The sequence below is a fragment of the Pseudomonas sp. LBUM1673 genome, assembly GCF_059695645.1.
Map to the genome: position 1 here is coordinate 157,353 of NZ_CP166780.1, position 24,924 is coordinate 182,276.

The window sequence follows — 24,924 nt, forward strand, 5'->3', positions numbered from 1 at the left end:
CCCATGACTTCCTCACCCCATGCATCGGCTCAACCCAGCGAACTGACGGCCCGTATCAGCAAAGCATCGGGCGTTGTGTTCGTGGTTTTTTTGGCGATCGGTTTCGCGTCCTGCGTCTGGCTCCTGTTGAGCAGTAAAGTCGAGATGCTGCCGCCCAACCTCACCCGTCAGGCGGCACTTGAAGGCGAAATAACGCACAAGATCGCCAAGCAGCTTTCCAAGGCGACCGTGCCCGAGCAGGCGGCAAATCTGGAGCGCGGCGGGAGTTGGCTGATGCTGCACGATACCGGCCCGCGGGTGCGCTCCGGCTGTCCGGGCTGGTTGTTCCTGACCGATGAGATGCGCATCAATCGCCACGGCCAGGCCAATGCCCAGACCAAGGCCGGCGTAGTGCGTGACATCCAGCAACGTCTGGCCAAGCGCGGCATTACGCTGTTGGTGGCGGTGGTGCCGGACAAGAGTCGTATCGCCAGTGCGCAACTGTGTGCGCTGCGTCGCCCGGCGATGCTGCAGGACCGCGTCGTGGCGTGGGTCGATGGGTTGAAGAAGGCCGGTGTCGCCGCCGTGGACCTGGCGCCGACCCTGCAACCCTTGGGGGACGCGGCGTATCTACGCACCGATACCCACTGGAGCGAAACCGGCTCGGCCGCCGCCGCCGAAGCAGTGGCCAGGCAAGTGCAGACCCTGGGCATCAGCGCTACGCCGCATAAAGACTTCGAGGTGAAGGTGCAAGAGCCGGCACGCCGTCCTGGCGATCTGGTCAGACTCGCAGGCCTTGAATGGCTGCCCGTGGCCTGGCAGCCGCTCCCGGAGACCGTGGCCACCACGCAGATCAGCGAGAAGGTTGCCCAAGCGCAAAGCGGCGGCGATAACCTCGACGACCTGTTCGGTGATGACAACTTGCCCAACGTGGCGCTGATCGGTACTTCGTTTTCGCGCAATTCCAACTTCGTCGGGTTCCTGCAACAGGCCCTCGGCGCGCCAATCGGCAATTTTGCCAAGGATGGGGGAGAGTTCTCCGGCGGGGCCAATGGCTATTTCAATAACCCGGCGTTCAAGCAGACACCGCCAAAGCTGGTGATCTGGGAAATACCGGAGCGAGACTTGCAGACGCCTTACAGCGAAGTGATTGATTGGGCCAAGTAAGGTCTGAGCGTTGGTTGTGAGGCTGATGGCCTCTTCGCGGGCAAGCCCGTTTGTGTCTTGCGCAGGAATTAGACTGAGGATGAGAGCGGTGAGTGGCCGGCTGAACGCCCGGAGTGCTTAAAGCACGTGTGGGGGCCCTGCTGCCATTCACCTCTCCACTCTGGTTATTGAGGCCGGGTTATTGAGCCCGACACTCCGCCGGGTTCGGCGAATCAATATGATCCAGCGCTCGCTCCACCAGCAACTGCACCCCATCCGCCATTCTGCTGAGCGCCAAGGCTACTGATCTTCGAGTGCCGTCGATGTCGTCAGCCAGGTCGGCGGCGATGGCACTGATGGACAACAGGTCTTCTGAGGCGTTGGCCAGGAGAGCTTCGGTGTCGATGTCGGGGGAGACGGTGAAGAGCCTGCCTTTGCGCTTGGGTTTGTCTTTGGGTGGTGGGGGGAAATGGTGGTCGAGGGCGCGTTCGGCGGCTTCATGGAGTTTTTTCGAATCGGAGGATTCGTAGGGGGATGTGGCTTCGTTTTCAGGAGGATTTGGTGTTGGCTTGAACATAGGTGTAATCCCGTAATGAAGGAGCCGACACCGTTTCGCGTGCACTTCGAAAGAGGTGGCGGCTGTGCATAGGTGTGCAAGACCGGCGGGATTATCCGGCAGACCCGAAAGTCTCCCATACACAGCAGCCATAACGGTTCGCGAGCATAGGAAAATGCTCGATGAATTGCCATAACCATCGTGTATCCCGTCGGACTTGCACGTCCGAATCACCGATTTTGCGGTGACGAACAGAGGTTAACGGCTCAATCGAAAGGCGCCTAGTTCATGAACAGCCCGGCGTTTTGAAGGAAATGTCCGAGACATTTACGGGGATCAGGAGCAAAAGATCGCAGCCGTCGGCAACTCCTACAGAAATGTGTTTCTTCAGGTGTAGGGCGGGTCCTTCAGAGTGAAACGCAAAGCGTGACTTGGCGGTCATCATGCGGGAAAAGCGGTTCATCTTCTTCTAACGCAAGCCGATGGTGGAGTTCTGGCTTGAAGCGGCTACACTGCGCCGGCCGTTCATTTTTCTTTGAGGCTGTGCGCATGAAATTTCGTTTTCTTCTGTGGATGCTGGGTTTGTTGATGGGTAAGGCCAGTCGGACTAATCCTGCGTTTCAGCAGCAGTTGGGTGACAAGGAACTGGTGTTTCAGCTACAGACCCTGGACGGGAAAGTGGCGCGGCATTTCTTTGTGAAGGACCAGCGCATTACCAGCAAGGCTGGCGTGTATGCCGAGCCGGCGTTTGCGATTGCCTTTAAAGATTCGGCCTATGGCTTTGCCACGATGCAGGCGAAGAACAAGCAGCTGGCGTTTATGACGGGGATTCAGGACAAGTCGATTCAGATCAAGGGCAACCCGGCGCTGGTGATCTGGTTTCAGGGGTTGACCAAGTATTTGAAGCCGAGGAAGGCTAAGGCTTAAGACTCTCGATCAAGTGTGTGGTGAAGGGGCTTTTGTGGTGAGGGGGCTTGCCCCCGTTGGGCTGCGAAGCGGCCCTGAAACCTGAGACTGGTTTGTATCAGGCGTACCGTGTTGGCTGGGTTTGCGGCTGCTGCGCAGTCGAGCGGGAGCAAGCTCCCTCGCCACAGTGGGTTGTGGTGATTCAGTTAGGTCGGGTTGGACTCATCGCGGGCTTGCTCGCGAATGCTTTTAGGCTTGACTGAATTGCGAAGCCAGTTCACGCAGCAACACTTCAGCCTCAAGCACTTTGCTGACCACATCGTTGGCCTTGTCACGCGTCAGGCCAACGCGCTCCAGCAGTGCATCAGGGATGTCTTCATCCGGCCCGGAGCCAATCCCGCGGCTGCGCAGCAAACGCACGGCCAGGCACACAAGGTTCGGATATTCGGCATACGCGCCGTCATAGCTCGGATCGTGCTGGAAGCGCAGGGCGGTGGCCAGTTCTTCGGGCATGTCCCAGTAGCGCATCAGCCAGGAGCCGATCTGTTCGCGGCTGATGCCCAGCAGGTGTTGCTCCACAAAGCTGTGGCACAGGTGCGGGTTGACCTCCAGGTGGCGGCAGATCAGCGAGAAGTGCGGCGGAAACACGTGGGCCAGCAGCAAGTAGCCGAAGTTGTGCAGCAGGCCGGCGAGGTAGGTCAGGCCGGCTTCCGGGCGCTGGGCGCGCGGCATGGCGCGGGTCAGGCCTTCGATGACGGCGGCGGTGTAGATCGATTGCTGCCAGTACGGTGTGGTGTGTTGCGGGTGGTCTTTGGGCAGGCTCAGGGTTTTACCCAGGGCCAGGCCCAGCGCCAGGTTGATCACCAAGTCGAAACCCAGCACCCGCACGATGGCGTCTTCCACTGAACGAATCTTGCCCGGCGAGGCGTAGTACGGCGACGCTGCCCAGCTCACGACTTGTGCGGCCAGGGCCGGGTCGGTTTCGACGACGCCGGTGATGTCGTCGATGGTGGCGTTGGGGTCGACCCGAAGTTTGATTATTTTTTGAGCGGTTTCGGCCAGCGGCGGGATCTCGATGGTCGCTTCCAGGCGTTGCTGGATGCGCCGCGCGGTGAACGCTTGCACGGCCTGGGTGATTTCCTCGCGGTCATCGTCGGGGCGGTCGAGGTTCGGGCGGATGCTGTTCACGGCTTCGCCGAAGTTGGCGGCGCTGGCCTTGGTGAGCATGGTTTTGAAAGCGTCGCTGGTGATTTCCAGCAGCACGCCCGGCTCGCCCGAGTTGATCAGCAACGTCGGTTCGCGCAGCAGGCTTTCTTCATACAGGCACGGCGAGCTGGTGAGCGCCGGCAGGCCGGGCAGCAGGCTCAGGCTGTGTTTGCCGAGCATTTTTACCAAGCGTTCGGTAGATACAGCAGTCAACCGGCGGCCAGTGAGTTCGGCGAGGCGGTTGAGGTCCAGCAATTGGCTTTGCGGGAACAGCACCATGAGTGCGCCGACGGCATCGTCCAGCAAAACTGCCTGCACTTTACGCGCAGCGTTCAGGCCGTGATGGTCGAGGACTTCTTCGTAGGCGATGCCCAGCTTACCGAGCAGCAGCCGAATAACAGACGGAGCGTGCGGGGTTTCGGGGGCGAGGGCAGCTTCTGTCATGGTCTGTATCCGGTTGCAAACAATTGCAGGAGTATAACCAGCTTGTTTAACACCATGGTCCAGAAACTGCGACGGTGCTCACACTTGGCCGTATTGCTGCCCATGGCGTAGCCAGCGGTCGAGCAGTGGGCTGACGTGATCCGGCCAGCGTTCGAGCAAGGCCTGAGCGGCGTCGCGCACGGCGGGCAGCAAATCGGCGTCACGCATCAGGTCCGCGACCTTGAATTGCAGCAGGCCGGTCTGGCGCGTACCGAGCATTTCGCCGGGGCCGCGCAGTTCGAGGTCTTTTTCGGCGATGACAAAACCGTCGTTGGTTTCGCGCATGATGCCCAGCCGCTGACGGCCGATCTGCGACAGCGGCGGATGGTAAAGCAGTACGCAATGGCTGACGGCGCTGCCCCGGCCGACACGGCCACGCAGTTGGTGCAGCTGCGCGAGCCCGAGGCGTTCGGGGTTTTCGATGATCATCAGGCTGGCATTGGGCACATCCACGCCGACTTCGATCACGGTGGTGGCGACCAGCAGTTGCAGGTTACCGGCCTTGAACTCGGCCATCACGGCGGCCTTCTCGGCGGGTTTCATGCGGCCATGAATCAGCCCGACCTTCAACTCGCCGAGGGCGGCGGTGAGGTCTTCATAAGTGGTTTCGGCGGCTTGGCAGGTCAGCTCTTCCGACTCTTCGATCAGTGTGCACACCCAGTAGGCCTGTCGCCCTTCGGCACAAGCGCCGCGCACCCGCTCGATGACTTCGACGCGCCGGGTGTCGGTGACCAGCACCGTGTTCACCGGGGTACGGCCGGGCGGCAGTTCGTCGAGGATCGAGGTGTCGAGGTCGGCGTAGGCGCTCATGGCCAGCGTTCGCGGAATTGGCGTGGCGGTCATGATCAACTGGTGCGGGCACATCCGCCCGCCGACGCCTTTCTGCCGCAATGCCAGGCGCTGCTGCACGCCGAAGCGGTGCTGTTCGTCGATGATCGCCAGCGCCAGGTTCTTGAACTGCACTTCGTCCTGGAACAGCGCGTGGGTGCCGACCACCATTGGCGTACCGTTGGCGATTTGCTCCAGCGCGGCTACGCGGTTTTTGCCCTTGAGCTTGCCAGCCAGCCACGCCACTTCAATGCCCAGCGGTTCGAGCCAGCGCTTGAAAGTGATGAAGTGCTGCTCGGCGAGAATCTCTGTGGGCGCCATCAGTGCGACCTGATAACCGGCCTCCAGCGCTTGCAGTGCGGCGAGGGCGGCGACCACGGTTTTGCCTGCGCCAACGTCGCCCTGGATCAGCCGCAACATCGGCTCGTGCTGACTGAGGTCGTAAGCGATTTCGTTGCCGACCCGTTGTTGGGCGCCGGTCGGGGTGAAGCCGAGGTTGGCCAGATACTGTTCTGGCAGCTTCGTGGCTTTCGGCATGGCCGGGGCACGCAGGGCGCGCATGCTTTCGCGCAGGCGTTGCTGGGACAGTTGGTGGGTGAGCAGTTCTTCGAAGGCCAGCCGATGCTGGGCCCAGTGATGACCGAGGGCGAGTTCGTCGACATCGGCATCGGCGGGCGGGTGATGCAGGTAGCGGATCGCATCGGCCAGCGGCGCCAGTTGATAGTCCCGGGCCAGTTCGGTCGGCAGCCAGTCGGGCAGGCTGCTGGGGCCGAGCAGGGTCAGGGTTTGCATGCACAACTGGCGCAAGCGCTGCTGGGTCAGGCCTTCGGTGAGCGGGTAGACCGGGGTCAGGGTTTCATCCACTGGCGGCGGCTCGTCGCCAGTGATGGCGCGGTATTCCGGGTGGTAGATCTCCAGCCCCGAGGCACCGGGCCGTGCTTCGCCGTAGCAGCGAATGCGCGTGCCGCGTTTGAGGCCTTCTTTCTGGGCGTTGCTGAAATGGTAGAAGCGCAGGCTGAGCCCGCCGGTGCCGTCCTGCAGCCGTACAACGAGGCTGCGGCGCCGGCCCATGACCACGTCGGCACCGCTGACGGTGCCTTCGATGACGGCGTCCTGGCCCGGTCGCAAATGGCCGATCGGGACCACACGGGTGCGATCCTGATAGCGCAACGGCAGGTGGAACAGCACGTCCTGGAGATTCTCCAGGCCGACCTTGGCCAGTTTCTCGGCCATGGCTTCGCCGACACCCTTGAGTGCCGTCACCGACACTTGCGACAACTCGGTCATGGCAGCGACTTAGCCGGCAACCACCGGCGCTGGCGGCTTGGCCACCGAGCACAGGCGAATGGAGTCGGCGAGGATTTCAATCGCCTTCGGCCGCGGGAAGCTCGCGCGCCAGGCGATGGCCACGGTGCGGAACGGTACTGGTGCGCTCAGTGGGCGCACTTCGATCACGCCAGGGGCGTAGTGGTGGCTGTCCACCGCCGAGAGCGGCAGGATCGAGATGCCGAGGCCGGACGCGACCATGTGGCGGATGGTTTCCAGCGAGCTGGATTCCACCGTGGTGTGTTTGGCGCCATCGTTGCCTTTGGCCAGGGTCGGGCAGGCTTCCAGCACCTGATCGCGGAAGCAGTGGCCTTCACCGAGCAGCAGCAGGCTCTTGTCGTTGAGCAGGGCGGCGTCGATGGATTCCTTTTGAGTCCACGGGTGCTGGGCCGGCATCAAGACGTAGAACGGCTCGTCGTAGAGCTGCAAGGTCAGCACGTCGGCTTCGTTGAACGGCAGGGCGATGATGATCGCGTCGAGCTCGCCGTTGCGCAGTTTGTCGCGCAGCACGTGGGTGAAGTTTTCTTCGATGTACAACGGCATTTGCGGGGCGACCCGGTGCAGTTGTGGAATCAGATGCGGAAACAGGTACGGGCCGACAGTGTAGATCGCGCCGACTTTCAGCGGGGCGGTCAGCTGGTTCTTGCCGGCCTGGGCCAGTTCGCGGATGCCTTGGGCCTGCTCCAGGACTTTCTGCGCCTGGGCGACAATGCCTTCGCCGACCGGGGTCAGGCGCACGGCGCTCTTGCTGCGCTCGAAAATCAGCACACCGAGTTCGTCTTCAAGCTTTTTCACGCCCACCGACAGAGTCGGCTGGCTGACGTGGCAACGCTCGGCCGCGTGGCCGAAGTGCTGCTCTTGGGCGAGGGTAACGATGTAGCGTAATTCAGTCAGAGTCATAGCAAGCGTCCATGAAGTTGCGGGCCAAGCATACCGGCTGCAATCGATAGGCGCACGTTATCAGACTGAGTGTGCTGAGTGACACAGGGCAATGCAGGTTTGCCGTTTCCAGATATGCAAAAAGGCACCTTTGGGTGCCTTGCATGGATTTTTGTCACTGCCGAAGATCCTGTGGGAGCGGTTTACTCGCGAAGACGGCCTCACAGGCGCTGCACGTCAAAAGCCATATCGTTATTCTCTAACGGTATTTAAATTTCAATTCTTATGCCTATAAAGTCATTCTCCTGCGTACCTGCCGACCAATCGGCGCGCCGCACGACACGAACCAACACGGGACCTCCGTGAGTTTCTTGATCGAAGCGCGCCCTTGAGCGTGCTGTGCGTGGGAGTGATTTTTATGTCCGCCGTCTCTTTTTCTCCAAAGCCTGTATCAATAAGCGCCGCCACCCTCGCGTCGCAAGCCTTCGAAGTCCGCCCGTTCAGCGGCGCCGTCGGTGCCGAAATCATCGGCCTGGACCTGTCCCGCCCGATCAATGACCAGGACTTTGCCCGTGTCCATCGCACGCACCTGGATCATCATGTGGTGGTGTTCCGCGACCAGCGCATTACCCCCGAACAGCAGATCGCCTTCAGCCGCCGTTTTGGTGTGTTGCAGATCCACGTGCTCAAGCAGTTCCTGCTGGCCGGGCATCCGGAAATCCTCATCGTTTCCAACATCATCGAAAACGGCCAATCCATCGGCCTCGGTGACGCCGGCAAGTTCTGGCACTCCGATCTTTCTTATAAAGAACTGCCGAGCCTGGGCTCGATGCTGCATGCCCAGGAGCTGCCGTCCGAAGGCGGCGACACACTGTTCGCCGACATGCACAAAGCCTGGGACAACCTGCCCGAGGCGCTGCGTAGAGCCGTCGAAGGTCGCTCGGCCGCGCATTCCTACACGGCGCGCTACAGCGAGAGCAAATTCGAGGGCAACTGGCGCCCGACACTGACGCCTGAGCAACTCGCTCAGGTCGCCGAAGTCGTTCACCCGATCATCCGCACCCACCCGGAAAACGGTCGCAAGGCGTTGTTCGTCAGCGAGGGCTTCACCACCCGCATCGTCGGTTTGCCGGAAGACGAGAGCAAACAATTGCTCGATGAGCTCTACGCCCACAGCGTGTTGGCGCAAAACATTTATCGCCATCAATGGCAGGCCCACGACCTGGTGTTCTGGGACAACCGCTCGCTGATCCACCTCGCCGCCGGATGCCCCAGCCATCTGCGCCGCAAGCTGTATCGCACCACCATCCAGGGCGACGCGCCTTTCTGATTCCGGAGAATCCTCATGTCCAAACGTCTTCCATTCGCCCCATTGGCTGCTGCCATCGGCCTGGGTTTCAGCCTGCTCGCTGGCAGCCTGGTGGCGCCGACCGTGGCTCACGCCGAAGGTGAAATCCGTATCGCCGAACAGTTCGGCATCGTTTATCTGCTGCTCAACGTGGTGCGCGATCAGAACCTGATCGAGAAGTATGGCAAGCAGGAAGGCATCGACATCAAGGTCGACTGGACCCAGCTATCCGGTGGCTCGGCAGTCAACGATGCGTTGCTCTCCGGTTCCATCGACATTGCCGGTGCTGGCGTCGGCCCGCTGCTGACCATTTGGGACCGCACTCACGGCAAGCAGAACGTCAAAGCCGTGGCTTCCCTGGGCAATTTCCCTTACTACCTGGTGAGCAATAATCCGAAGGTCAAAACCATCACCGACTTCACCGAAAAGGACCGCATTGCGGTGCCGGCGGTCGGGGTCTCGGTGCAGTCGCGCTTCCTGCAATACGCGGCGGCCAAGCAATGGGGCGACAAGGAGTTCAATCGCCTCGACAAGTACACCATCGCCGTTCCGCACCCGGATGCCACCGCGGCACTGATCGCCGGCGGTACTGAATTGAGCGGGCATTTCTCCAACCCGCCGTTCCAGGATCAGGCGCTGGAAAACCCCAACGTGCATGTGGTGCTGAACACCTATGACTTACTTGGCCCGAACTCGCCGACCGTGCTGTTCGCCACCGAGAAATTCCGCAACGAGAACCCGAAAACCTATAAAGCCTTCATCGCCGCGCTGACCGAAGCCGCCGAGTTTGCGCAGAACGACAAAGGCGCGGCGGCCGACACTTATATCCGTGTCACCAAGGCCAAAATCGACCGCGCGGCGCTGCTGAAAATCATCGACAACCCGCAGTTCGAATTCAGCATCACGCCGAAAAACACTTACCCGCTGGCCGAGTTCCTTTACCGCGTCGGCGCGATCAAAAACAAGCCGGAGTCGTGGAAGGATTACTTCTTCCAGGACACCACACCGCTGCAAGGGAGCTGACCGACATGAACGCCCCTTTGCAAGGCCACACGGCCAGCAAGCCGATCGCTGCAGCCCAAGCGCTGCTGGCGGTCGACCAGGTCAGCCTGGAATACCGCACGCCTGCGCGTGTGGTTCGAGCGACCCATCAGGTCAGTTTCGAGATTGATCCGGCGGACCGCTTTGTGCTGCTCGGTCCTTCCGGCTGCGGCAAATCGACATTGCTCAAAGCCGTTGCCGGGTTCATCCAGCCCTGTGAGGGCGAGATTCGCCTGCAAGGCCAGCGGGTCGATGCGCCAGGACCGGACCGGATCGTGGTGTTCCAGGAGTTCGATCAACTGCCGCCGTGGAAAACCGTCAAACAGAACGTGATGTTTCCGCTGCTCGCTTCCAGAACCCTCAAACGCAAAGAGGCTGAAGAGCGGGCACTGCATTATCTGGACAAGGTCGGTCTGGCGGCGTTTGCCGATGCCTATCCGCATACCTTGTCTGGCGGCATGAAAGCTCGGGTGGCCATTGCTCGCGCCTTGGCGATGCAGCCGAAGATCCTGTTGATGGACGAGCCCTTCGCCGCCCTCGACGCGCTGACTCGACGCAAAATGCAGGAAGAGTTGCTGCGGCTTTGGGAAGAGGTGCGCTTCACGCTGCTGTTTGTTACTCACTCCATCGAAGAAGCGTTGGTGGTGGGCAACCGGATCCTGCTGCTGTCGCCCCATCCGGGTCGGGTGCGGGCGGAAGTTCACAGCCATCAATACGACTTGCACAGTTTGGGTGGCGTGGCGTTCCAGGAATCGGCGCGGCGGATTCATCGGCTGCTGTTTGATGAAGGTCAGTCCCCGGAAACCGAGCGTGAGCTGGATTTCGCCGACATTCGCATCGCTTATTGAGCCATTGGAGGATTGCCCGATGAGCCATTCATCATCTGCGCGGAACGAGTACGAAACTGTATTGCAGCCGCTGACCCGCGTACCGCTGGAGCGTGAATTACCGCTCGGCCAGCGCCTCTGGCAGCAGGGCTGGCTGCGCAAAAGCCTGATCCTGATTTTGCTCGCGGTGCTTTGGGAAGCCGTCGCCCGATATCAGAACAACGACCTGCTGCTGCCGAGCTTTTTGCAAACCGCCAGTGCGCTGCAGGAGGGCCTGCTCAGTGGCGAATTGCTGAGCAAGGTGTGGATTTCGCTGGTTGTTTTGCTCAAGGGTTACCTGATTGGCATCGTTCTGGCGTTTGTCCTGACGACGCTGGCGGTATCGACGCGGTTCGGTCGTGATCTGCTGAGTACGCTGACCTCAATGTTCAATCCATTGCCGGCCATTGCGCTGTTGCCGCTGGCGCTGCTGTGGTTTGGCCTGGGGCAGAACAGCCTGATTTTTGTACTGGTGCATTCGGTGCTCTGGGCGTTGGCCTTGAACACCTATGCCGGGTTTCTTGGTGTCTCGGAAACCCTGCGCATGGCCGGGCGCAATTACGGCCTCAAGGGCATGCGTTTCGTGTTGTTCATCCTGATTCCGGCAGCGTTGCCGTCGATTCTTGCCGGGCTGAAAATCGGTTGGGCCTTCGCTTGGCGCACGCTGATCGCTGCTGAATTGGTGTTTGGCGCCACCAGCGGCAAGGGCGGTTTGGGTTGGTACATCTTCCAGAATCGTAATGAGCTGTATACCGACAAGGTGTTTGCCGGATTGGCGGTGGTGATATTGATTGGGTTGCTGGTGGAGAATCTGGTGTTTGATACGTTGGAGCGGGTGACGGTGAAGCAGTGGGGGATGCAGCGTTAGGTTCTGTGGTGCCTGGTCTGGCGCCATTGCGAGCAGGCTCGCTCCCACAAGGGATTTTCGGTGGCTGCAGACTTTGTGTACGACAAAGAACCCATGTGGGAGCGAGCCTGCTCGCGATGGGGCCAGACCAGGCACCACCTCACTTGGGGATATTTGCTAGCATTGCGTCTGCATCAATCCAGATCAGGCACGAGTGCTCAGCATGCAACTCCCGGACATGAACCTGTTGGTCGCCCTCGACGCCCTGCTCGACGAAGGCAGTGTGGTGGGCGCTGCGCGGCGGATGAACCTCAGCCCGGCGGCGATGAGCCGAACACTGACGCGAATCCGCGAGGCCATCGGCGATCCGATTCTGGTGCGTGCCGGTCGTGGTCTGGTACCGACACCCAAGGCGCTGGAGCTGCGCGAGCAGGTCAGGGATCTGGTGGAACAGGCCGCGTTGCTGTTCCGCTCTGCCGATGACGTGGATTTGGGCAGTTTGCGCCGGCGGTTCAGCATTCGCGCCAATGATTTCTTTGTTGGTGTTTACGGCGGAAAGTTGTTCGACACAATGGAGCGTCAGGCTCCGCATTGCGAATTGCGCTTTGTCCCAGAGGGCGATGGGGATGACGAAGCCTTGCGCGAAGGACGCATCGATTTAAGCGTCAGCAACAATCGACCGCTGATGCCGGAAGTGAAGGTACAGAACCTGTTTTCCACCCACTTTGTCGGGCTGGTGCGCGAGGACCACCCGCTGTTCGATGAAGAGATCACCGCCGAACGTTACGCCGGTTTTTCCCATATCAGCATGTCGCGCCGGGGGATCGCCCGTGGGCCGATCGACACAGCGCTCAACGCCTTGGGGCTGGAGCGACGGGTGGCGGTGATTGCGCCGAGCTTTCATGCGGCGATGTTCGCCTTGCCGGATTCCGATCTGATTCTGCCGGTGCCCAAAGAGGCATTGCTGAGCGTGCGGCGCCTGGGCTTGAAGCTGCGCTCGTTCACCCTGCCGATTCCGTTGCCGACCATCATGCTGACCCAGGCCTGGCACCCGCGCTTCGACAAGGACCCGGCTCACCGCTGGATGCGCGAAACCCTCAAAACCTGTTGCGACGAGACCTGGATGGCTGCACAACCCACTTGAGTTGACGCATACCCCTTGTGGGAGCGGGCTTGCTCGCGAAAGCGGTGTGTCAGTCAGCGTTGATGTTGAAGGTGATGGCCTTTTCGCGAGCAAGCCCGCTCCCACAGGGGATCTGTGTTGTTTTCCGGAGCTAATTGCTGCATCAAGCGCACTTATAACCTGCCAATAAGTCAATTTTCGTAAGCTTCCGCGCTCCCTAAAATGCTTCGGTATTCCCCTTCCGGAGCGTGCAGTACATGACTTCCCTCACGGTCACGGCGCCTCTCGCTGCGGCCAAACCAGCGGCCACCATCACGCCACAGGTCTTCGGCCCGCGAATCATCATTGGCCTGGTGGGTGTGTTGCTGGCGGTGCTGGTGTCGGGCCTGAACGAGATGGTGACCAAGGTCGCCCTGGCCGATATCCGTGGCGCGTTGGCCATCGGCTATGACGAAGGCACCTGGCTGGTCGCCAGCTACACCGCGACCTCGGTGGCCGCGATGGCGTTTGCCCCTTGGTGTTCGGTGACGTTCTCGTTGCGGCGGTTCACCCTGTGCGCCATCAGTGTGTTCACCTTGTTGGGCGTGCTGAGCCCGTTTGCCCCGAATTACGAAAGCCTGCTGGTCATGCGCACCTTGCAAGGTCTGGCCGGCGGTGCGCTGCCACCCATGCTGATGACCGTCGCCTTGCGGTTCCTGCCGGCCAACGTAAAGCTCTACGGCCTGGCCGGTTACGCCTTGACGGCAACCTTCGGTCCCGGTCTTGGTACGCCGCTGGCCGGGTTGTGGACCGAGTACGTCGGCTGGCAATGGACCTTCTGGCAAATCATCGCGCCGTGCCTGGTGGCCATGGCGGCGGTGGCTTACGGTTTGCCCCAGGATCCGCTGCGGCTGGAACGCTTCAAGTCATTCAACTGGCGTGGTTTGCTGCTGGGGTTTCCAGCGATCTGCATGCTGGTGATCGGCATTCTGCAAGGCAATCGGCTGGACTGGTTCGAGTCGAGTCTGATTTGCGGACTGCTCGGCGGCGGGCTGCTGTTGCTGGTGCTGTTTCTGATCAATGAGTGGTCGCAACCGATTCCGTTCTTCAAGTTGCAGATGCTCGGTATCCGCAACCTGTCGTTCGCGCTGTTGACGCTGGCCGGCGTGCTGGTGGTGTTGCTCGCGGTGGTCCTCATTCCCTCCAGTTACCTGGCTCAGGTCCAGGGTTATCGCCCGGTGCAGGCCGCGCCGATCATGCTGCTGGCGGCACTGCCACAGTTGATCGCGCTGCCGTTGGTGGCGGCGCTGTGCAACCTGCGTTGGGTCGATTGCCGCTGGGTGCTGGGGATCGGCCTGAGCATGTTGGCGCTGTCTTGCCTCGGTGGTTCGCAGCTGACGTCGGTGTGGATTCGCGATGACTTCTACGTCCTGCAATGGCTGCAGATTTTCGGTCAGCCCATGGTCGTGTTGCCGCTGTTGATGCTCTCTACCGGCAGCATCAGTCCGATGGAAGGGCCGTTCGCCTCGGCCTGGTTCAACACGGTAAAAGGCTTGGCAGCGGTGATCGCCACCGGGGTGATCGAGGCGTTGACCACTGCAAGGCTGCATTTCCATTCGACCATGCTGGTGGACAACCTCGGTAACTCGCCGCTGGTTGACGGCACTAGCGCTGGTCTCGCTCACCGACTGCATCAACAAGCCGTGGTGCTGACGTCCTCCGATCTTTATCTGTGCATGGCCGGCGTTGCACTGGCGCTGATCCTGCTGATTTTCTGGCTGCCGACGCGGATCTATCCACCGCGCGCGCCGACTTGAATGCTTCACTGAAACAGAAGGTTCTTATGACGACTCAATCAAAGCAAAAAGTTGCTGTCGGCGTTGCCGCAGTGATGGTGGTCGGCGTGTTGATTTACCTGCTGACGCCGGGTTTGTTCGGCAAGCGTACACAGCAGAGCACCAACGATGCCTTCATCTCGGCGGACTTCACCCTGGTGGCGCCGCGTGTGGCGGGGTTCATCAAGGATGTGCTGGTGGAAGACAACCAACAGGTCAAGGCCGGGCAGTTACTGGCATTGATCGACGACCGCGATCTGCGCGCTGCCGCTGAGGCCGCCGACGCTGAAACCCTGGTGGCCAGGGCACAATTGCAAAACGCTCGGGCGACTCTGGAACGTCAGACATCGGTGATCGCTCAGGCCCAGGCTACGGTGATTTCGGCGAAAGCTGAAATGGCCTTCGCTGAGCATGAACTGAACCGCTACAACCACCTCGCCGGGGTGGGTGCTGGCACGGTGCAGAATGCTCAGCAAGCACGCACGCACATCGATCAGGCCGGCGCCCGGTTGGCCAATGCCACGGCGGTGCTGGCGGCGGAACGCAAACAGGTGGAGATCCTGACCGCACAGTGCGATGCGGCCGAAGGTGGACTGAAACGAGCGCAAGCGGCGCTGGAAATGGCTAGCTATGAACTGTCCTATACGCGCATCGTTGCACCCCAGGACGGCATGGTCGGCGAGCGCGCAGTGCGGGTCGGCGTGTATGTCACACCGGGCAGCAAGATTCTGGCCGTGGTGCCGTTGGAACGGGCCTATGTAATCGCCAATTTTCAGGAAACCCAACTGACCGATGTGCAACCCGGGCAGGACGTGCAAGTGCACGTCGACAGCCTCGGCGGCGAAACCCTGCGCGGTCGCGTCGAGAGCATCGCACCGGCCACTGGCGTGACCTTCGCCTCGGTCAAACCGGACAACGCCACCGGCAACTTCACCAAGGTTGTGCAACGGATCCCGGTGAAAATCATCCTCGAGCCGGGCCAGCCATTGGCCGAGCGGTTGCGGGTGGGGATGTCGGTGGAGGCGAGGATTGATACTGCCAGCACCGGCGAGCATGAGGTCGCGCAACGATGAACTTTGTTAGTCGCACATCCTTGTGGCGAGGGAGCTTGCCCCCGTTCGAGTGCGCAGCGCTCGCAAATTTTGGGTCCGCTGCGCGGCCCAACGGGGGCAAGCCCCCTCGCCACAGGGTCAGTATTCATTCAGTGGTTTTTGTGTTGAGCCTGTTTTCATTGAGTGCTTGCACCGTCGGCCCTGACTTCCAGAAACCTCAGCCGCAACAAGTGGCCGAATGGTCCAAACCAACCAAAGCCGCCGCCAGTCAGGTCGCTCCCAACAAAATGGACGAACGCTGGTGGGAGGTTTTCCACGACTCGAAACTCTCGGCCCTGACTCAACGCGCCTTGACCGACAACCTCGACCTGAAACTCGCCAGCAGCCGCTTGCAGCAAAGCCGCGCCGCGCGCCAGGTGAGCACCGCCAACCGCTATCCCAATACCGCCGCCACCGGCAGCTACGGGCGTAAACGCAGCAGTGGTGAAGGCCTGAACGATCCGTCGGGCAATAATGGCGACTCGGCGTTCAACCTGTGGGACGCCGGTTTTTCCGCCTCCTGGGAACTGGATTTCTGGGGCCGTGTGCGCCGCGAAACCGAAGCCGCCGACGCCACTCTGGAAGTGGCGGAAAACGATCGTCGCGGTGTGCTGCTGTCGGTGCTCGCCGAAACCGCTCAGGACTACATTCAATTGCGCGGTGTGCAAAGTACCCGGGCCGTCACCGAGCAGAACCTCGACGTCGCCCGGCACAGCCTGAAACTCTCGCAATTGCGCCTGGCCGATGGTGTGGCGACGGATCTGGACGTCGCCGAAGCCGCTGCGCAAGTGGCGGCTATCGAATCACGTTTGCCGGCACTGGAGCAGCGTCAGTCGCAACTGATCAACGCACTGAGCCTGTTGATGGGCGAACCGCCGCAAGCGCTGTCCGCCGAGTTATCCACAGACACTCCCGTGCCGCAAACCCCGCGTCAGGTCGCCATCGGCTTGCCGTCGCAATTGGCCGAGCGCCGCCCGGACATCCGTCAGGCAGAAGCCCGTCTGCATGCCGCTACCGCCAGCATCGGCGTGGCCAAGGGTGACTTCTATCCGCGAATCACCCTGTCGGGCAACATCGGTTCGCAAGCCCTGCAACTGAGCGATTTCGGCTCGTGGGGCTCGCGCTCGTTCGGCATCGGCCCGCAATTGAGCCTGCCGTTGTTCGACGGCGGTCGCCTGCGCGGCATGTTGCACCTGCGCGAAGCCCAACAACAGGAAGCTGCGCTGGCCTATCAGCAAACCGTGCTGCGGGCCTGGCATGAAATCGACGATCAACTCACCGCCTACAACGCCAGCCAGTTGCGCCGCGACAGCCTCGCCGAAGCCGTGCGCCAAAACCAGATCGCCCTGCGCACCGCGCAACAGCAGTACGTCGAAGGCGTGGTGGATTTCGTCAACGTCCTCACTGTGCAAGGTGAATTGCTGGCGACCCAGCAGCAGTGGGTCGAAAGCTCGACCGGGGTGTCGTTGGCGATGGTGGGTTTGTACAAGGCGTTGGGTGGGGGATGGGAGTCGGTGTATCCGGTGGCAGAGATGGCACAGCGCTAATCTGGGGGATTTGTAAGGCAATTAATACTGATCAGCGAGCACGCTCTTTCAACCAATGATGGCCATCCAGCTTGACGCTCATCCCCGCTGTCATAGACTCCGCTCATCCGTCAGGGAGTTACGGTTATGCGGCGTTTTCGTATTTGGGTTATTGGATTGACCTTTGTAACGTGCGTAGTACAGGCGCAAACGCCTACGCCAGACGATCCCTTGCTGGAAAGCAGCGCGGTCGGTGGGAATACGTCAGCCAGCAGTGAAGCCCGTGGTGTGCTGCGAGCCCGGGATCAGGCGGTGCTCGCCAGCGAGTTGTCGGGGCGGATTGTCGAGTTGCCGTTCAGTGAGGGCGAGTCGTTCAAAAAGGGCGATACCCTGGCACGGTTTGACTGTTCGGCTTATCAAGCGCAGCTCAACGCGGCTCAGGCCGCCAACCGGGGCGCCGGTGAGGAGCTGGCCCATAACAGGCAACTGGCGGCGTTGAATTCGGTCGGGCGCTTTGAAGTGGCGCGGGCCGAGGCCAAGGTCAGCGAAACCCAGGCGCAATCTCAGGTTTATCAGGTTCAGGTCAAGCGTTGCAGCGTGGTCGCGCCGTTCGATGGTCAGGTCGTCGAACGCAAGGTCAAACGCTACGAAAGCGTTGCCGCCGGTACACCGTTGCTGGACGTGGTCGATAACCGCACCCTGGAAATTCATCTGTTGGTGCCGTCGCGCTGGATGGGCAAACTCAAGCCCGGCCAGACGTTCAGCTTTGTTCCTGATGAAACCGGTCAGCCGCTGGATGCCACGGTCAAACGCCTCGGTGCGCGAATCGATGAAGGCAGCCAGACCTTGCTGCTGGTGGCGGCGCTGCCCAACGCCAACGGTCTGTTGGCCGGCATGAGCGGAACGGCGCATTTCGCGGAGCTCAAATGAACGCCCCGGTGACGGGTGGCGCCGAACAGGTGTTTGCAAGGTTTCTTGACCTCGAACGCCAGACCCGCGCCGCTCGCAATCCTTCGCAACTGGCTTACAGCCTGGTCAATGACGGCCAGGCGCTGTTCGGTTTCCGCCATGCCGCGCTGCTGATCGCCGGCAAGGTACAGGCGGTGACCGGCGTCAGTGCCGTGGACCCGAATGCGCCGTTCGTGGCGTTTGTCGAGCAAGCGGTCGCGCAGCTGTTCAAGCTTGGAGTGCTGAAGCAGGCGCGGGTGATCACGCCCGATCTGCTCAGCGAATCCATTCAGGCCGACTGGCAAAGTCTGTCAGCCGCTCAGGTGTTCTGGTTGCCGCTGATCGATCACCAAGGCGAGGTGTTCGGTGGTTTGTGGCTGGCGCGGGATGTGCCGTGGAACCCTTCCGAGCAAGTGCTGCTATCGCAACTGGGCGACACCTACAGCCACGCCTGGCTGGCGCAGCAGCCGCGCAAACCCTGGCGACTGCGCTGGACGCGCAAGCGACAGGTGACGCTGGTCGCCGTGTTGTTGCTCGGGTTACTGATTCCGGTTCGCCAGTCGGTGCTGGCACCGGCTGAAGTCGTCCCATTGGGTGGCCGGGTGGTTGCGGCGCCGTTGGACGGGGTGATCGCCGAGTTCCTGATCAAACCCAACCAGACGGTGAAAACCGGCGACCTGCTGCTGCGCTTCGAAAGCACCACGCTCAAGGCTCAGGCCGATGTGGCCGGGCGCGCCCTGGGCGTTGCCGAAGCGGAACTCAAGGCCAACTCTCAACGCTCCTTTGCCGATGCCGAATCCAGTTCGAAAATCGATCTGCTGGCGGCCCGCGTCGAGCAGAAACGCGCCGAACGGGATTACGCCCGTGAACTGCTCAAACGCAGCGAAGTACGCGCCGAGCGGGACGGCATCGCGGTGTTCGCCGACGCCGAGCGCTGGACCGGCAAACCGGTGCAGACCGGCGAGCGGCTGATGGAAATCGCCGACCCGAACCAGGCCGAATTGCGCATCGAATTGGCCGTGGGCGATGCGATTGCCCTGGAACCGGGGGCGCAGGTCGCGCTGTTTCTCGACAGTGATCCGCTGCAGCGGCACCTGGCCAGACTCGAACGTTCGGCCTACGAAGCGCAGCCTACCGCTGCCGGGCAACTGGCTTATCGACTGGATGCGACGTTCGATGCCGCACCGCCACGCATTGGCTTGCGCGGCACCGCGAAAGTCTTCGGCGACCGTGCGCCGCTGGCGTTGTATCTGTTGCGTCGACCGCTGGCCGGGTTGCGTCAGAGCGTGGGCCTTTAGATGAGCCTGCCGAGCCTGCGGGCAGACCTGCAATTGTCGGCGGCGGCCCCCGCCCTGGACGGATCGCCGCGCTGGACCTTGGCCGACCCGGTGCGCGGGCGTTATTTCAAACTGGGTGCGGCGGCGATGCGCTTGCTGCGCCATTGGTCCTTGGGCGATCCCGAGCAAGTGCTGCGTGCCGCCAACCGCGAGCCGGGGTTGCCGCTCGATGGCGCGGCGCTTGAGCAATTGCTGGAGTTTCTGCGGGGCCACGACCTGATCAGCGCCCTCGACCCGTCGCAGCGCGCCAGTTACAGCCTGAAGGCCGCGGCTCAGCGCCAGAGCCTGTGGCAAATCCTGCTGCATCAATACCTGTTTTTCCGGATTCCGCTGTGGCGCCCGGACGCCTTTCTCAATCGCGTCTGGCCGTGGCTGGAGCGTTTTGGCCCGCGCGCATTGCGCTACGGATTGCCCGCGACGCTGGGGCTCGGGGTGTTTCTGGTGTCACGGGACTGGCAGCGATTCATCGCCACGTTTCCGCACCTGTTCAGCATCGGCGGGGCACTGGCGTTCGCTGTGGCGCTGTTTTTTGCCAAGCTGTGCCACGAGTTCGGCCATGCTTTCATGGCCAAACGCGCCGGTTGTCGGGTGCAGAGCATGGGTGTGGCGTTCATGGTGCTGCTGCCGATGTTTTACACGGACGTCAGCGACGCCTGGCGGGTCAACGATAGACGTGCGCGGTTGCTGATCGGTGCCGGCGGGGTGCTGGCGGAACTGGTGTTGGCGTGTATCGCGCTGCTTGCCTGGTCACTGCTGCCTGACGGCCCCGGGCGCACGGCGGCGTTCATGCTGGCCAGCGCGACTTGGATCACCACGCTGGTGATCAACCTCAACCCGTTCATGCGTTTCGATGGCTACTTCTTGCTCAGCGATTTCTGGGAAGTGGACAACCTTCAGGGGCGGGCCTTTGCCTTGTGCCGCTGGCGGCTGCGCGAGTTTTTGTTTGGCTACGCGGCCCCGGCGCCGGAGCCGTGGTCGCCGAAGATGCAGCGGCGTTTGCTGATCTGGGGATATGGCGCGTGGTTGTGGCGCGCGGCGCTGTTTTTCGGGATTGCGCTGGTGGTTTATCACCTGTTCTTCAAGGTATTGGGGATCTTCCTGATGCTGGTGGAACTGGTGTGGTTCATCTTCCTGCCGATCCTGAGCGAGTGGCGGCAATGGTGGAGCCGTCGCGAACAGGCGCATGCGCCTCGGGTACTGCTCAGCGGCCTGACGTTGCTCGGGTTGTTGTTGCTGCTGGCGTTGCCTTGGCGCAGCGCGGTGGAGTTGCCGACGATGCTTGAGGCAGGACGCGCCAGCGCCCTGCACGCGCCGGTGGCGGCGCGGGTCAAAACGGTGAATGTGCACGATGGCCAGGTCGTCGCTCCAGGTGAGGTACTGATTGAGCTGGAATCACCGGATCTGGACTCACGCCAGGCCATCGTCCGTCGCGAAATCCAGATCCAGCAGTTGCAGATGCGTCGTCAGGCCGGCCGCAGCGAAACCGCCGCTGACGCCGGAATCGTCGAACAGCGCCTGGCCGAAGCCGTGGCCGAATATCGAGGCCTGGCCGCTCAACGCGAACGTCTGCTGCTGCGCGCACCTCACGCCGGCAAGGTGCGTGATTTGCTGCCGCAGTTAGTGGTCGGTCGCTGGCTTTCGACCAAGGATCCTTTGGCACGGGTGGTCGAAGACGGCGCCCGGTTGCGCGGTTATCTGGCCGAAGCCGAACTCTGGCGTGTTGCCCCGGGAGCCCGCGGACGGTTCATCGCCGATGACCCGATGCACCCGGCAATCGCCGTGCAATTGAGCGAAATCGACACCAACGGCGTGGCTTATGTCGATCAGGAAGCGTTGACTTCCGATCATCACGGGCCGATTGCCGTGCGCCGGGATCAGCATCAGCGTGCCGAGCCGGTACAAGCGCAGTACGGCGCGCGGTTGAGCATCCTCGAAAATACGCCGACACCGGTGCAACCCTTGCGCGGCATTGTGGTGTTGCAGGGCAGCGGCGAGTCGTTGCTGGGCGTTGCCTGGTGGCGCATGGCGGCCTTGGGTGTCAGGGAAAGCGGTTTTTAAGGGAGAGCAGCGATGGCGAACAGCGATTCAGTGACAGCGGACGGTTTGGTGGTCAGGCCTTCGCGGACCAGCGATGGACCTTTTCAGCACAGCCTTTACCAGTCGGCGCGGCCGGATTTGCAGTGGGTCGACGGTGAGCAGGAGGTGGTTGAGCAGGTGGTTGCCCAGCAATTCAAGGTGCAGGAACAAGGGCTGGGGGAGAACTTCCCCAACGCCATGCATTACGTGATCGAGAAACTCGACACGGCCATCGGCGCGCTGACCACTGACTTCGGCCCCAATGAAATTCGCGTGCTGTACCTGGCGTTTATCCCACAGGCCCGAGGCAAGGGTTACGGTCGGACGGTACTGCAAGGCGTGCAGAAAGCCGCGCAACAAATCCGCTGCCCGGTGGCGACGGTGGTCTGGGCCAATAATCCCCATGCGCGCCAGCATTACCTGGCGCTGGGATTTCAGGTTGAAGAGCGCAGCCCGGCGGCGGAGCGGTTGGTGTGGTACCCACAGGGTTGAAAACACCGTCGATCAAACTGTGGGAGCGGGCTTGTGTGGCGAGGGGGCTTGCCCCCGTTCGAGTGCGCAGCGCTCGCAGATACTGGGTCCGCTGCGCGGCCCAACGGGGGCAAGCCCCCTCGCCACAAGCCCGCTCCCACATTGTTCAGTTGAACGCGATGTAGAAGTACCCCAGTTGCGGATCACGCCCCATGGCCGGTACTCGCGAAACAAAAATATTGTCTACCTGGCCCAGTTCCGGCAACTCCATCGCACACAACCCATCGACAAAATCGGTGGGTTGCAGGCTGTTGAACTCGACGCTGAACGGCATGCGCTCGCTTTTTGGCATCTGTGAGCGGGGCGTTTCTTCAAGGGTATCGATATGGATCGGCAATTCACTGCCATCGGGCAGCCGCAACGTCCCCGTCTTGCCCAGCAGTGCCTGAAAGTGTTGGCTTTGAACCTGTTGCAGCATGGCATCACTCCATCAAGCAAAAGTGGCCGGGGGATTTGAACCCCCGGCCAAATCCTCAGTTACGCGAAGGGAACAACCCATTCAGGGCGACGCTGAAGTTGAGCACCAGGAACGGGTTCATCACCGCCATGGGCAAACCGTTGCCGGCGGACGAGATTTCCCCCGTCACCGCGCTGGCTACGCCCTTGAGCGGCACGGCCGCGGCACCTTGCTGGTCGGAGTAAATACTCGCCGAGCCGGGCCCGCCGCCCGAGGCGCCGATGTACGAGTTGGTCGCAGTCGGGTTGGTGACCGGGTTGCTCGCCGGGCTGGCCAGTTGCAGGGTGGTGGTGGCCGTGAGCGCGGACAAGGCGTGGGTATGGTTGGGCAGGTTATTGATGGTCGCGGTGACGTTCTCAGTGCCGGAGACTTCGCCGATGACGCGTGGGGTCAGGCCCAGGCCATTGCCCTGGGCCATCGGCAGACGGCCTTGCAGGTTGGGCAGCATGAAATTGGTGGTGCCATTGCCTCCATAGTAGGTTCCCAGCAGTGAGAAAAGCGCTTGGTATTGTGAGATCCCCAGCGTCTGGCCGTTGCACAGGGCCCAGCCGTTAGGGGCGAAGTTAAAGGCGAAAGGTTGGATAGTGCCCATGAATACTTCCATTGTTCCTCATCCCTCAGGTTAGTGTCTGAAGCGTCACGTTGCAGGCCCGGTTATCCGGGTGATTGTTGTGATTCAGCCGACTCCATTCATCTCCGTGGCTGGGTCACGCCACGCCAAAGCGTAGACGTTGATCGGAATGATTGCCGGACGTCGTCCGTCGCAAGGCCAGCATCGACGACGGCCCCGCGCCTGTCCTACAGTGCTTGGGACGCTGGGTATTCACGGCGTCGCTCACTGGGTCGAAGCCCACCGGATCGAAGCTCACTGGGTCGAAAAAAGGGGAGGCAATGGAGGCGCGCAGAGAAACACCGCTGGGCGACACCCAGGACCCGCACGCAACGCCGGGGTCGTGGGCGGCTGCCCGCCGCTTGCTTCGATGGGCGCGGGAGCACTGGCTGTTGCCGATCCTGGCATTGGCCGCGCTGGTGCGTTTTTACGACCTGACGGCGGCGGCGATCTGGGGCGACGAAGGTTCCAGCCTGTTGCTGAGCCAGTATTCCCTGGCCGGAATCTGGCAGCACGCGGCCCATGATGTTCATCCACCCCTGTATTTCATGCTGCTGCATGGCTGGATCGAGCTGTTTGGCGACGGCATTTTTTCGATTCGCAGCCTGAGTGCGCTGCCGGGAATTGCCACGGTGGGGCTCGGCGTCTGGCTGGTGGATTTGCTCGCTACCCGCCGCGCCGCGTTGCTGGCCGGGGTCCTGCTGGCGCTGCTACCCACGGCAGTGCGTTACAGCCAGGAAGTGCGGATGTACTCGCTGCTGGGCCTGTGGCTGATCGGAGCCACGATCGCCCTGATGTATTGGATCAGGCAGCCGCAACGTACCCGCTATCTGGTGATTTACACCCTGCTGATGAGTGCGGCGTTCTACACCCATTACTTCACGGCGCTGTGCGTGCTCTGCCACTGGCTGTATCTGGGACTGATCCGCGTGCAGCCAGGGTATCGATTGCGGCACATTCAGCGCTCCGGCTGGTGGCTGGCCAATGCGGCCATTGTGGCGTTGTACCTGCCATGGGTGCCCAACCTGATCGATCTGCTCCAGCACATGGATCAGCTCAAGGCCAATGGCGATGTGGGCTGGGAGGCGCCCGTCACGCTCGGTTCATTGCCTTCGATGATCTGGTCGTTCCTGATCCAGGACGAGGGCGAGAACCTGCCCATACTGATTTTTATCACGCTGCCACTGGCGCTGTCGGCCCTGGCGGGCGTGGCGCTGGTGCGGGACCGTAGTGTTTTCCGTGGCAGTGCGCTGGCGGTGATCTACACCGTTCTCCCCTTGTTGCTGGTGTTTGCGGTTTCGTTCGTATCGCCGGTGTTCATCGAGCGTTACCTGACCGCTTATGCCCTGGGCGTGCCGATGCTTGTGGCGCTGGCCGTCGATCGCTTGTACGCAGACTTCAAGGTATTGGCGCTGGCAGTACTGATGCTGTTTGTCGGCCTCGAGATGGTGGGTTTGAAGAACAATGCCACGGTGGATACCGACGATCAGATCAGCGTCATGGTCAACTACGTGAACCAGCACTTCACCCTCGGCGACCGGATCGTCACCAGCGACATGCTCTGGTACCTGAGTTACGTCTATTACAACCGGACAGACACCCAACCGTTGCTGTACACGCCGCCGTTGGCCGATGGCAGGTCGAGCCGGCCGAACGCTTACGGTTTCGGCACGTTGGTGACCAATGATGTCTATCTGGATAACCTTGGCAGCTTGCCCAAAGACATTGGTCGGGTGTGGTTGATTGGTACCGTCGATGTGCCGGACGAGTTCGCCCCTTTGCCTGTGGGCTGGCAACGTGTCAGCGAAACCCGGGCGGGAGGCGCCGAGGCGCGCTTGTATGTACTGAAATAACCATGATTCAGCGCTTAAACGATTCATCTTGCAGGTCGTTATATAAATCTCTTTTTCCAGTCGATTTAGCTCCGATTTGATATCAAAGCACCACTAGTCGCAACGCTATTCATGGTCTACGCTCCCTCGTACAAAGGACTGAATGAC

General features: G+C 61.4%; 21 protein-coding genes. 15 read left to right on the forward strand and 6 right to left on the reverse strand.

The window, feature by feature from the left end; all coding sequences use genetic code 11:
• The first annotated feature begins 3 nt into the window (after window positions 1-3).
• The gene (locus tag ACA044_RS00720) at window positions 4-1,146 is read left to right on the forward strand and encodes an alginate O-acetyltransferase AlgX-related protein (protein ID WP_497444725.1); all 1,143 of its coding nucleotides are present in this window, start codon (window positions 4-6) and stop codon (window positions 1,144-1,146) included.
• A gap of 178 nt (window positions 1,147-1,324) precedes the next feature.
• Here the strand turns inward: ACA044_RS00720 and ACA044_RS00725 are convergent, their stop codons facing one another.
• Window positions 1,325-1,702: a DUF6124 family protein gene (locus tag ACA044_RS00725; RefSeq protein WP_497444726.1), complete on the reverse strand. Its 378-nt coding sequence runs from the start codon at window positions 1,700-1,702 to the stop codon at window positions 1,325-1,327.
• A gap of 528 nt (window positions 1,703-2,230) precedes the next feature.
• Between ACA044_RS00725 and ACA044_RS00730 the strand changes: the two genes are divergently transcribed.
• Window positions 2,231-2,608, forward strand: a complete 378-nt coding sequence (locus tag ACA044_RS00730) for a helicase (protein WP_497444727.1) — start codon at window positions 2,231-2,233, stop codon at window positions 2,606-2,608.
• A 228-nt stretch (window positions 2,609-2,836) separates the two neighbouring features.
• On the opposite strand, the gene ACA044_RS00735 is transcribed toward ACA044_RS00730, so the two are convergent.
• From ACA044_RS00735 to ACA044_RS00745, 3 genes are all read right to left on the reverse strand, one after another.
• Window positions 2,837-4,237: an aminoacyl-tRNA deacylase and HDOD domain-containing protein gene (locus ACA044_RS00735; protein WP_497444728.1), complete on the reverse strand. Its 1,401-nt coding sequence runs from the start codon at window positions 4,235-4,237 to the stop codon at window positions 2,837-2,839.
• Window positions 4,238-4,315: 78 nt separating this feature from the next.
• Window positions 4,316-6,391: an ATP-dependent DNA helicase RecG gene (recG, locus tag ACA044_RS00740; protein WP_497444729.1), complete on the reverse strand. Its 2,076-nt coding sequence runs from the start codon at window positions 6,389-6,391 to the stop codon at window positions 4,316-4,318.
• Window positions 6,392-6,400: 9 nt separating this feature from the next.
• The gene (locus ACA044_RS00745) at window positions 6,401-7,330 is read right to left on the reverse strand and encodes a hydrogen peroxide-inducible genes activator (RefSeq protein WP_008007618.1); all 930 of its coding nucleotides are present in this window, start codon (window positions 7,328-7,330) and stop codon (window positions 6,401-6,403) included.
• 397 nt (window positions 7,331-7,727) lie between these two features.
• Between ACA044_RS00745 and ACA044_RS00750 the strand changes: the two genes are divergently transcribed.
• From ACA044_RS00750 to ACA044_RS00805, 12 genes are all read left to right on the forward strand, one after another.
• The gene (locus tag ACA044_RS00750; protein WP_497444730.1) at window positions 7,728-8,639 is read left to right on the forward strand and encodes a TauD/TfdA dioxygenase family protein; all 912 of its coding nucleotides are present in this window, start codon (window positions 7,728-7,730) and stop codon (window positions 8,637-8,639) included.
• Between the two features lie 15 nt (window positions 8,640-8,654).
• On the forward strand, window positions 8,655-9,680 hold the full coding sequence (locus tag ACA044_RS00755) for an ABC transporter substrate-binding protein (protein ID WP_497444731.1): 1,026 nt from the start codon (window positions 8,655-8,657) through the stop codon (window positions 9,678-9,680).
• A 5-nt stretch (window positions 9,681-9,685) separates the two neighbouring features.
• The gene (locus ACA044_RS00760; RefSeq protein ID WP_497444732.1) at window positions 9,686-10,546 is read left to right on the forward strand and encodes an ABC transporter ATP-binding protein; all 861 of its coding nucleotides are present in this window, start codon (window positions 9,686-9,688) and stop codon (window positions 10,544-10,546) included.
• Window positions 10,547-10,565: 19 nt separating this feature from the next.
• The gene (locus tag ACA044_RS00765) at window positions 10,566-11,432 is read left to right on the forward strand and encodes an ABC transporter permease (RefSeq protein ID WP_497444733.1); all 867 of its coding nucleotides are present in this window, start codon (window positions 10,566-10,568) and stop codon (window positions 11,430-11,432) included.
• 202 nt (window positions 11,433-11,634) lie between these two features.
• Window positions 11,635-12,555, forward strand: coding sequence for a LysR family transcriptional regulator (locus tag ACA044_RS00770; protein ID WP_497444734.1), 921 nt, complete (start codon window positions 11,635-11,637; stop codon window positions 12,553-12,555).
• Window positions 12,556-12,791: 236 nt separating this feature from the next.
• The gene (locus ACA044_RS00775; protein ID WP_497444735.1) at window positions 12,792-14,330 is read left to right on the forward strand and encodes an MFS transporter; all 1,539 of its coding nucleotides are present in this window, start codon (window positions 12,792-12,794) and stop codon (window positions 14,328-14,330) included.
• 26 nt (window positions 14,331-14,356) lie between these two features.
• The gene (locus ACA044_RS00780) at window positions 14,357-15,421 is read left to right on the forward strand and encodes an HlyD family secretion protein (protein WP_497444736.1); all 1,065 of its coding nucleotides are present in this window, start codon (window positions 14,357-14,359) and stop codon (window positions 15,419-15,421) included.
• The gene (locus ACA044_RS00785) at window positions 15,418-16,986 is read left to right on the forward strand and encodes an efflux transporter outer membrane subunit (RefSeq protein WP_497444737.1); all 1,569 of its coding nucleotides are present in this window, start codon (window positions 15,418-15,420) and stop codon (window positions 16,984-16,986) included. Before ACA044_RS00780 ends, ACA044_RS00785 begins: the two co-directional genes overlap by 4 nt.
• Window positions 16,987-17,112: 126 nt before the next feature.
• Window positions 17,113-17,895, forward strand: a complete 783-nt coding sequence (locus ACA044_RS00790) for an efflux RND transporter periplasmic adaptor subunit (RefSeq protein ID WP_497444738.1) — start codon at window positions 17,113-17,115, stop codon at window positions 17,893-17,895.
• Window positions 17,892-19,211: an efflux RND transporter periplasmic adaptor subunit gene (locus ACA044_RS00795; RefSeq protein WP_497444739.1), complete on the forward strand. Its 1,320-nt coding sequence runs from the start codon at window positions 17,892-17,894 to the stop codon at window positions 19,209-19,211. The genes ACA044_RS00790 and ACA044_RS00795 overlap by 4 nt, the downstream gene beginning before the upstream one ends.
• Window positions 19,212-21,308, forward strand: coding sequence for a site-2 protease family protein (locus ACA044_RS00800; RefSeq protein WP_497444740.1), 2,097 nt, complete (start codon window positions 19,212-19,214; stop codon window positions 21,306-21,308).
• A 12-nt stretch (window positions 21,309-21,320) separates the two neighbouring features.
• Complete coding sequence (locus tag ACA044_RS00805; RefSeq protein ID WP_497444741.1) at window positions 21,321-21,818, forward strand: GNAT family N-acetyltransferase; 498 nt, start codon at window positions 21,321-21,323, stop codon at window positions 21,816-21,818.
• A gap of 145 nt (window positions 21,819-21,963) precedes the next feature.
• Here ACA044_RS00805 and ACA044_RS00810 read toward each other — a convergent pair whose 3' ends face one another.
• On the reverse strand, window positions 21,964-22,275 hold the full coding sequence (locus ACA044_RS00810) for a DUF6916 family protein (protein WP_497444742.1): 312 nt from the start codon (window positions 22,273-22,275) through the stop codon (window positions 21,964-21,966).
• Window positions 22,276-22,330: 55 nt separating this feature from the next.
• Window positions 22,331-22,918 (reverse strand): phage tail protein, encoded by a 588-nt coding sequence (locus tag ACA044_RS00815; RefSeq protein ID WP_497444743.1) that lies wholly within the window; start codon window positions 22,916-22,918, stop codon window positions 22,331-22,333.
• A 287-nt stretch (window positions 22,919-23,205) separates the two neighbouring features.
• Here ACA044_RS00815 and ACA044_RS00820 point away from each other — a divergent pair, with 287 nt between their 5' ends.
• Window positions 23,206-24,777, forward strand: coding sequence for a glycosyltransferase family 39 protein (locus tag ACA044_RS00820; RefSeq protein ID WP_497444744.1), 1,572 nt, complete (start codon window positions 23,206-23,208; stop codon window positions 24,775-24,777).
• The last annotated feature ends 147 nt before the right edge of the window (window positions 24,778-24,924 follow it).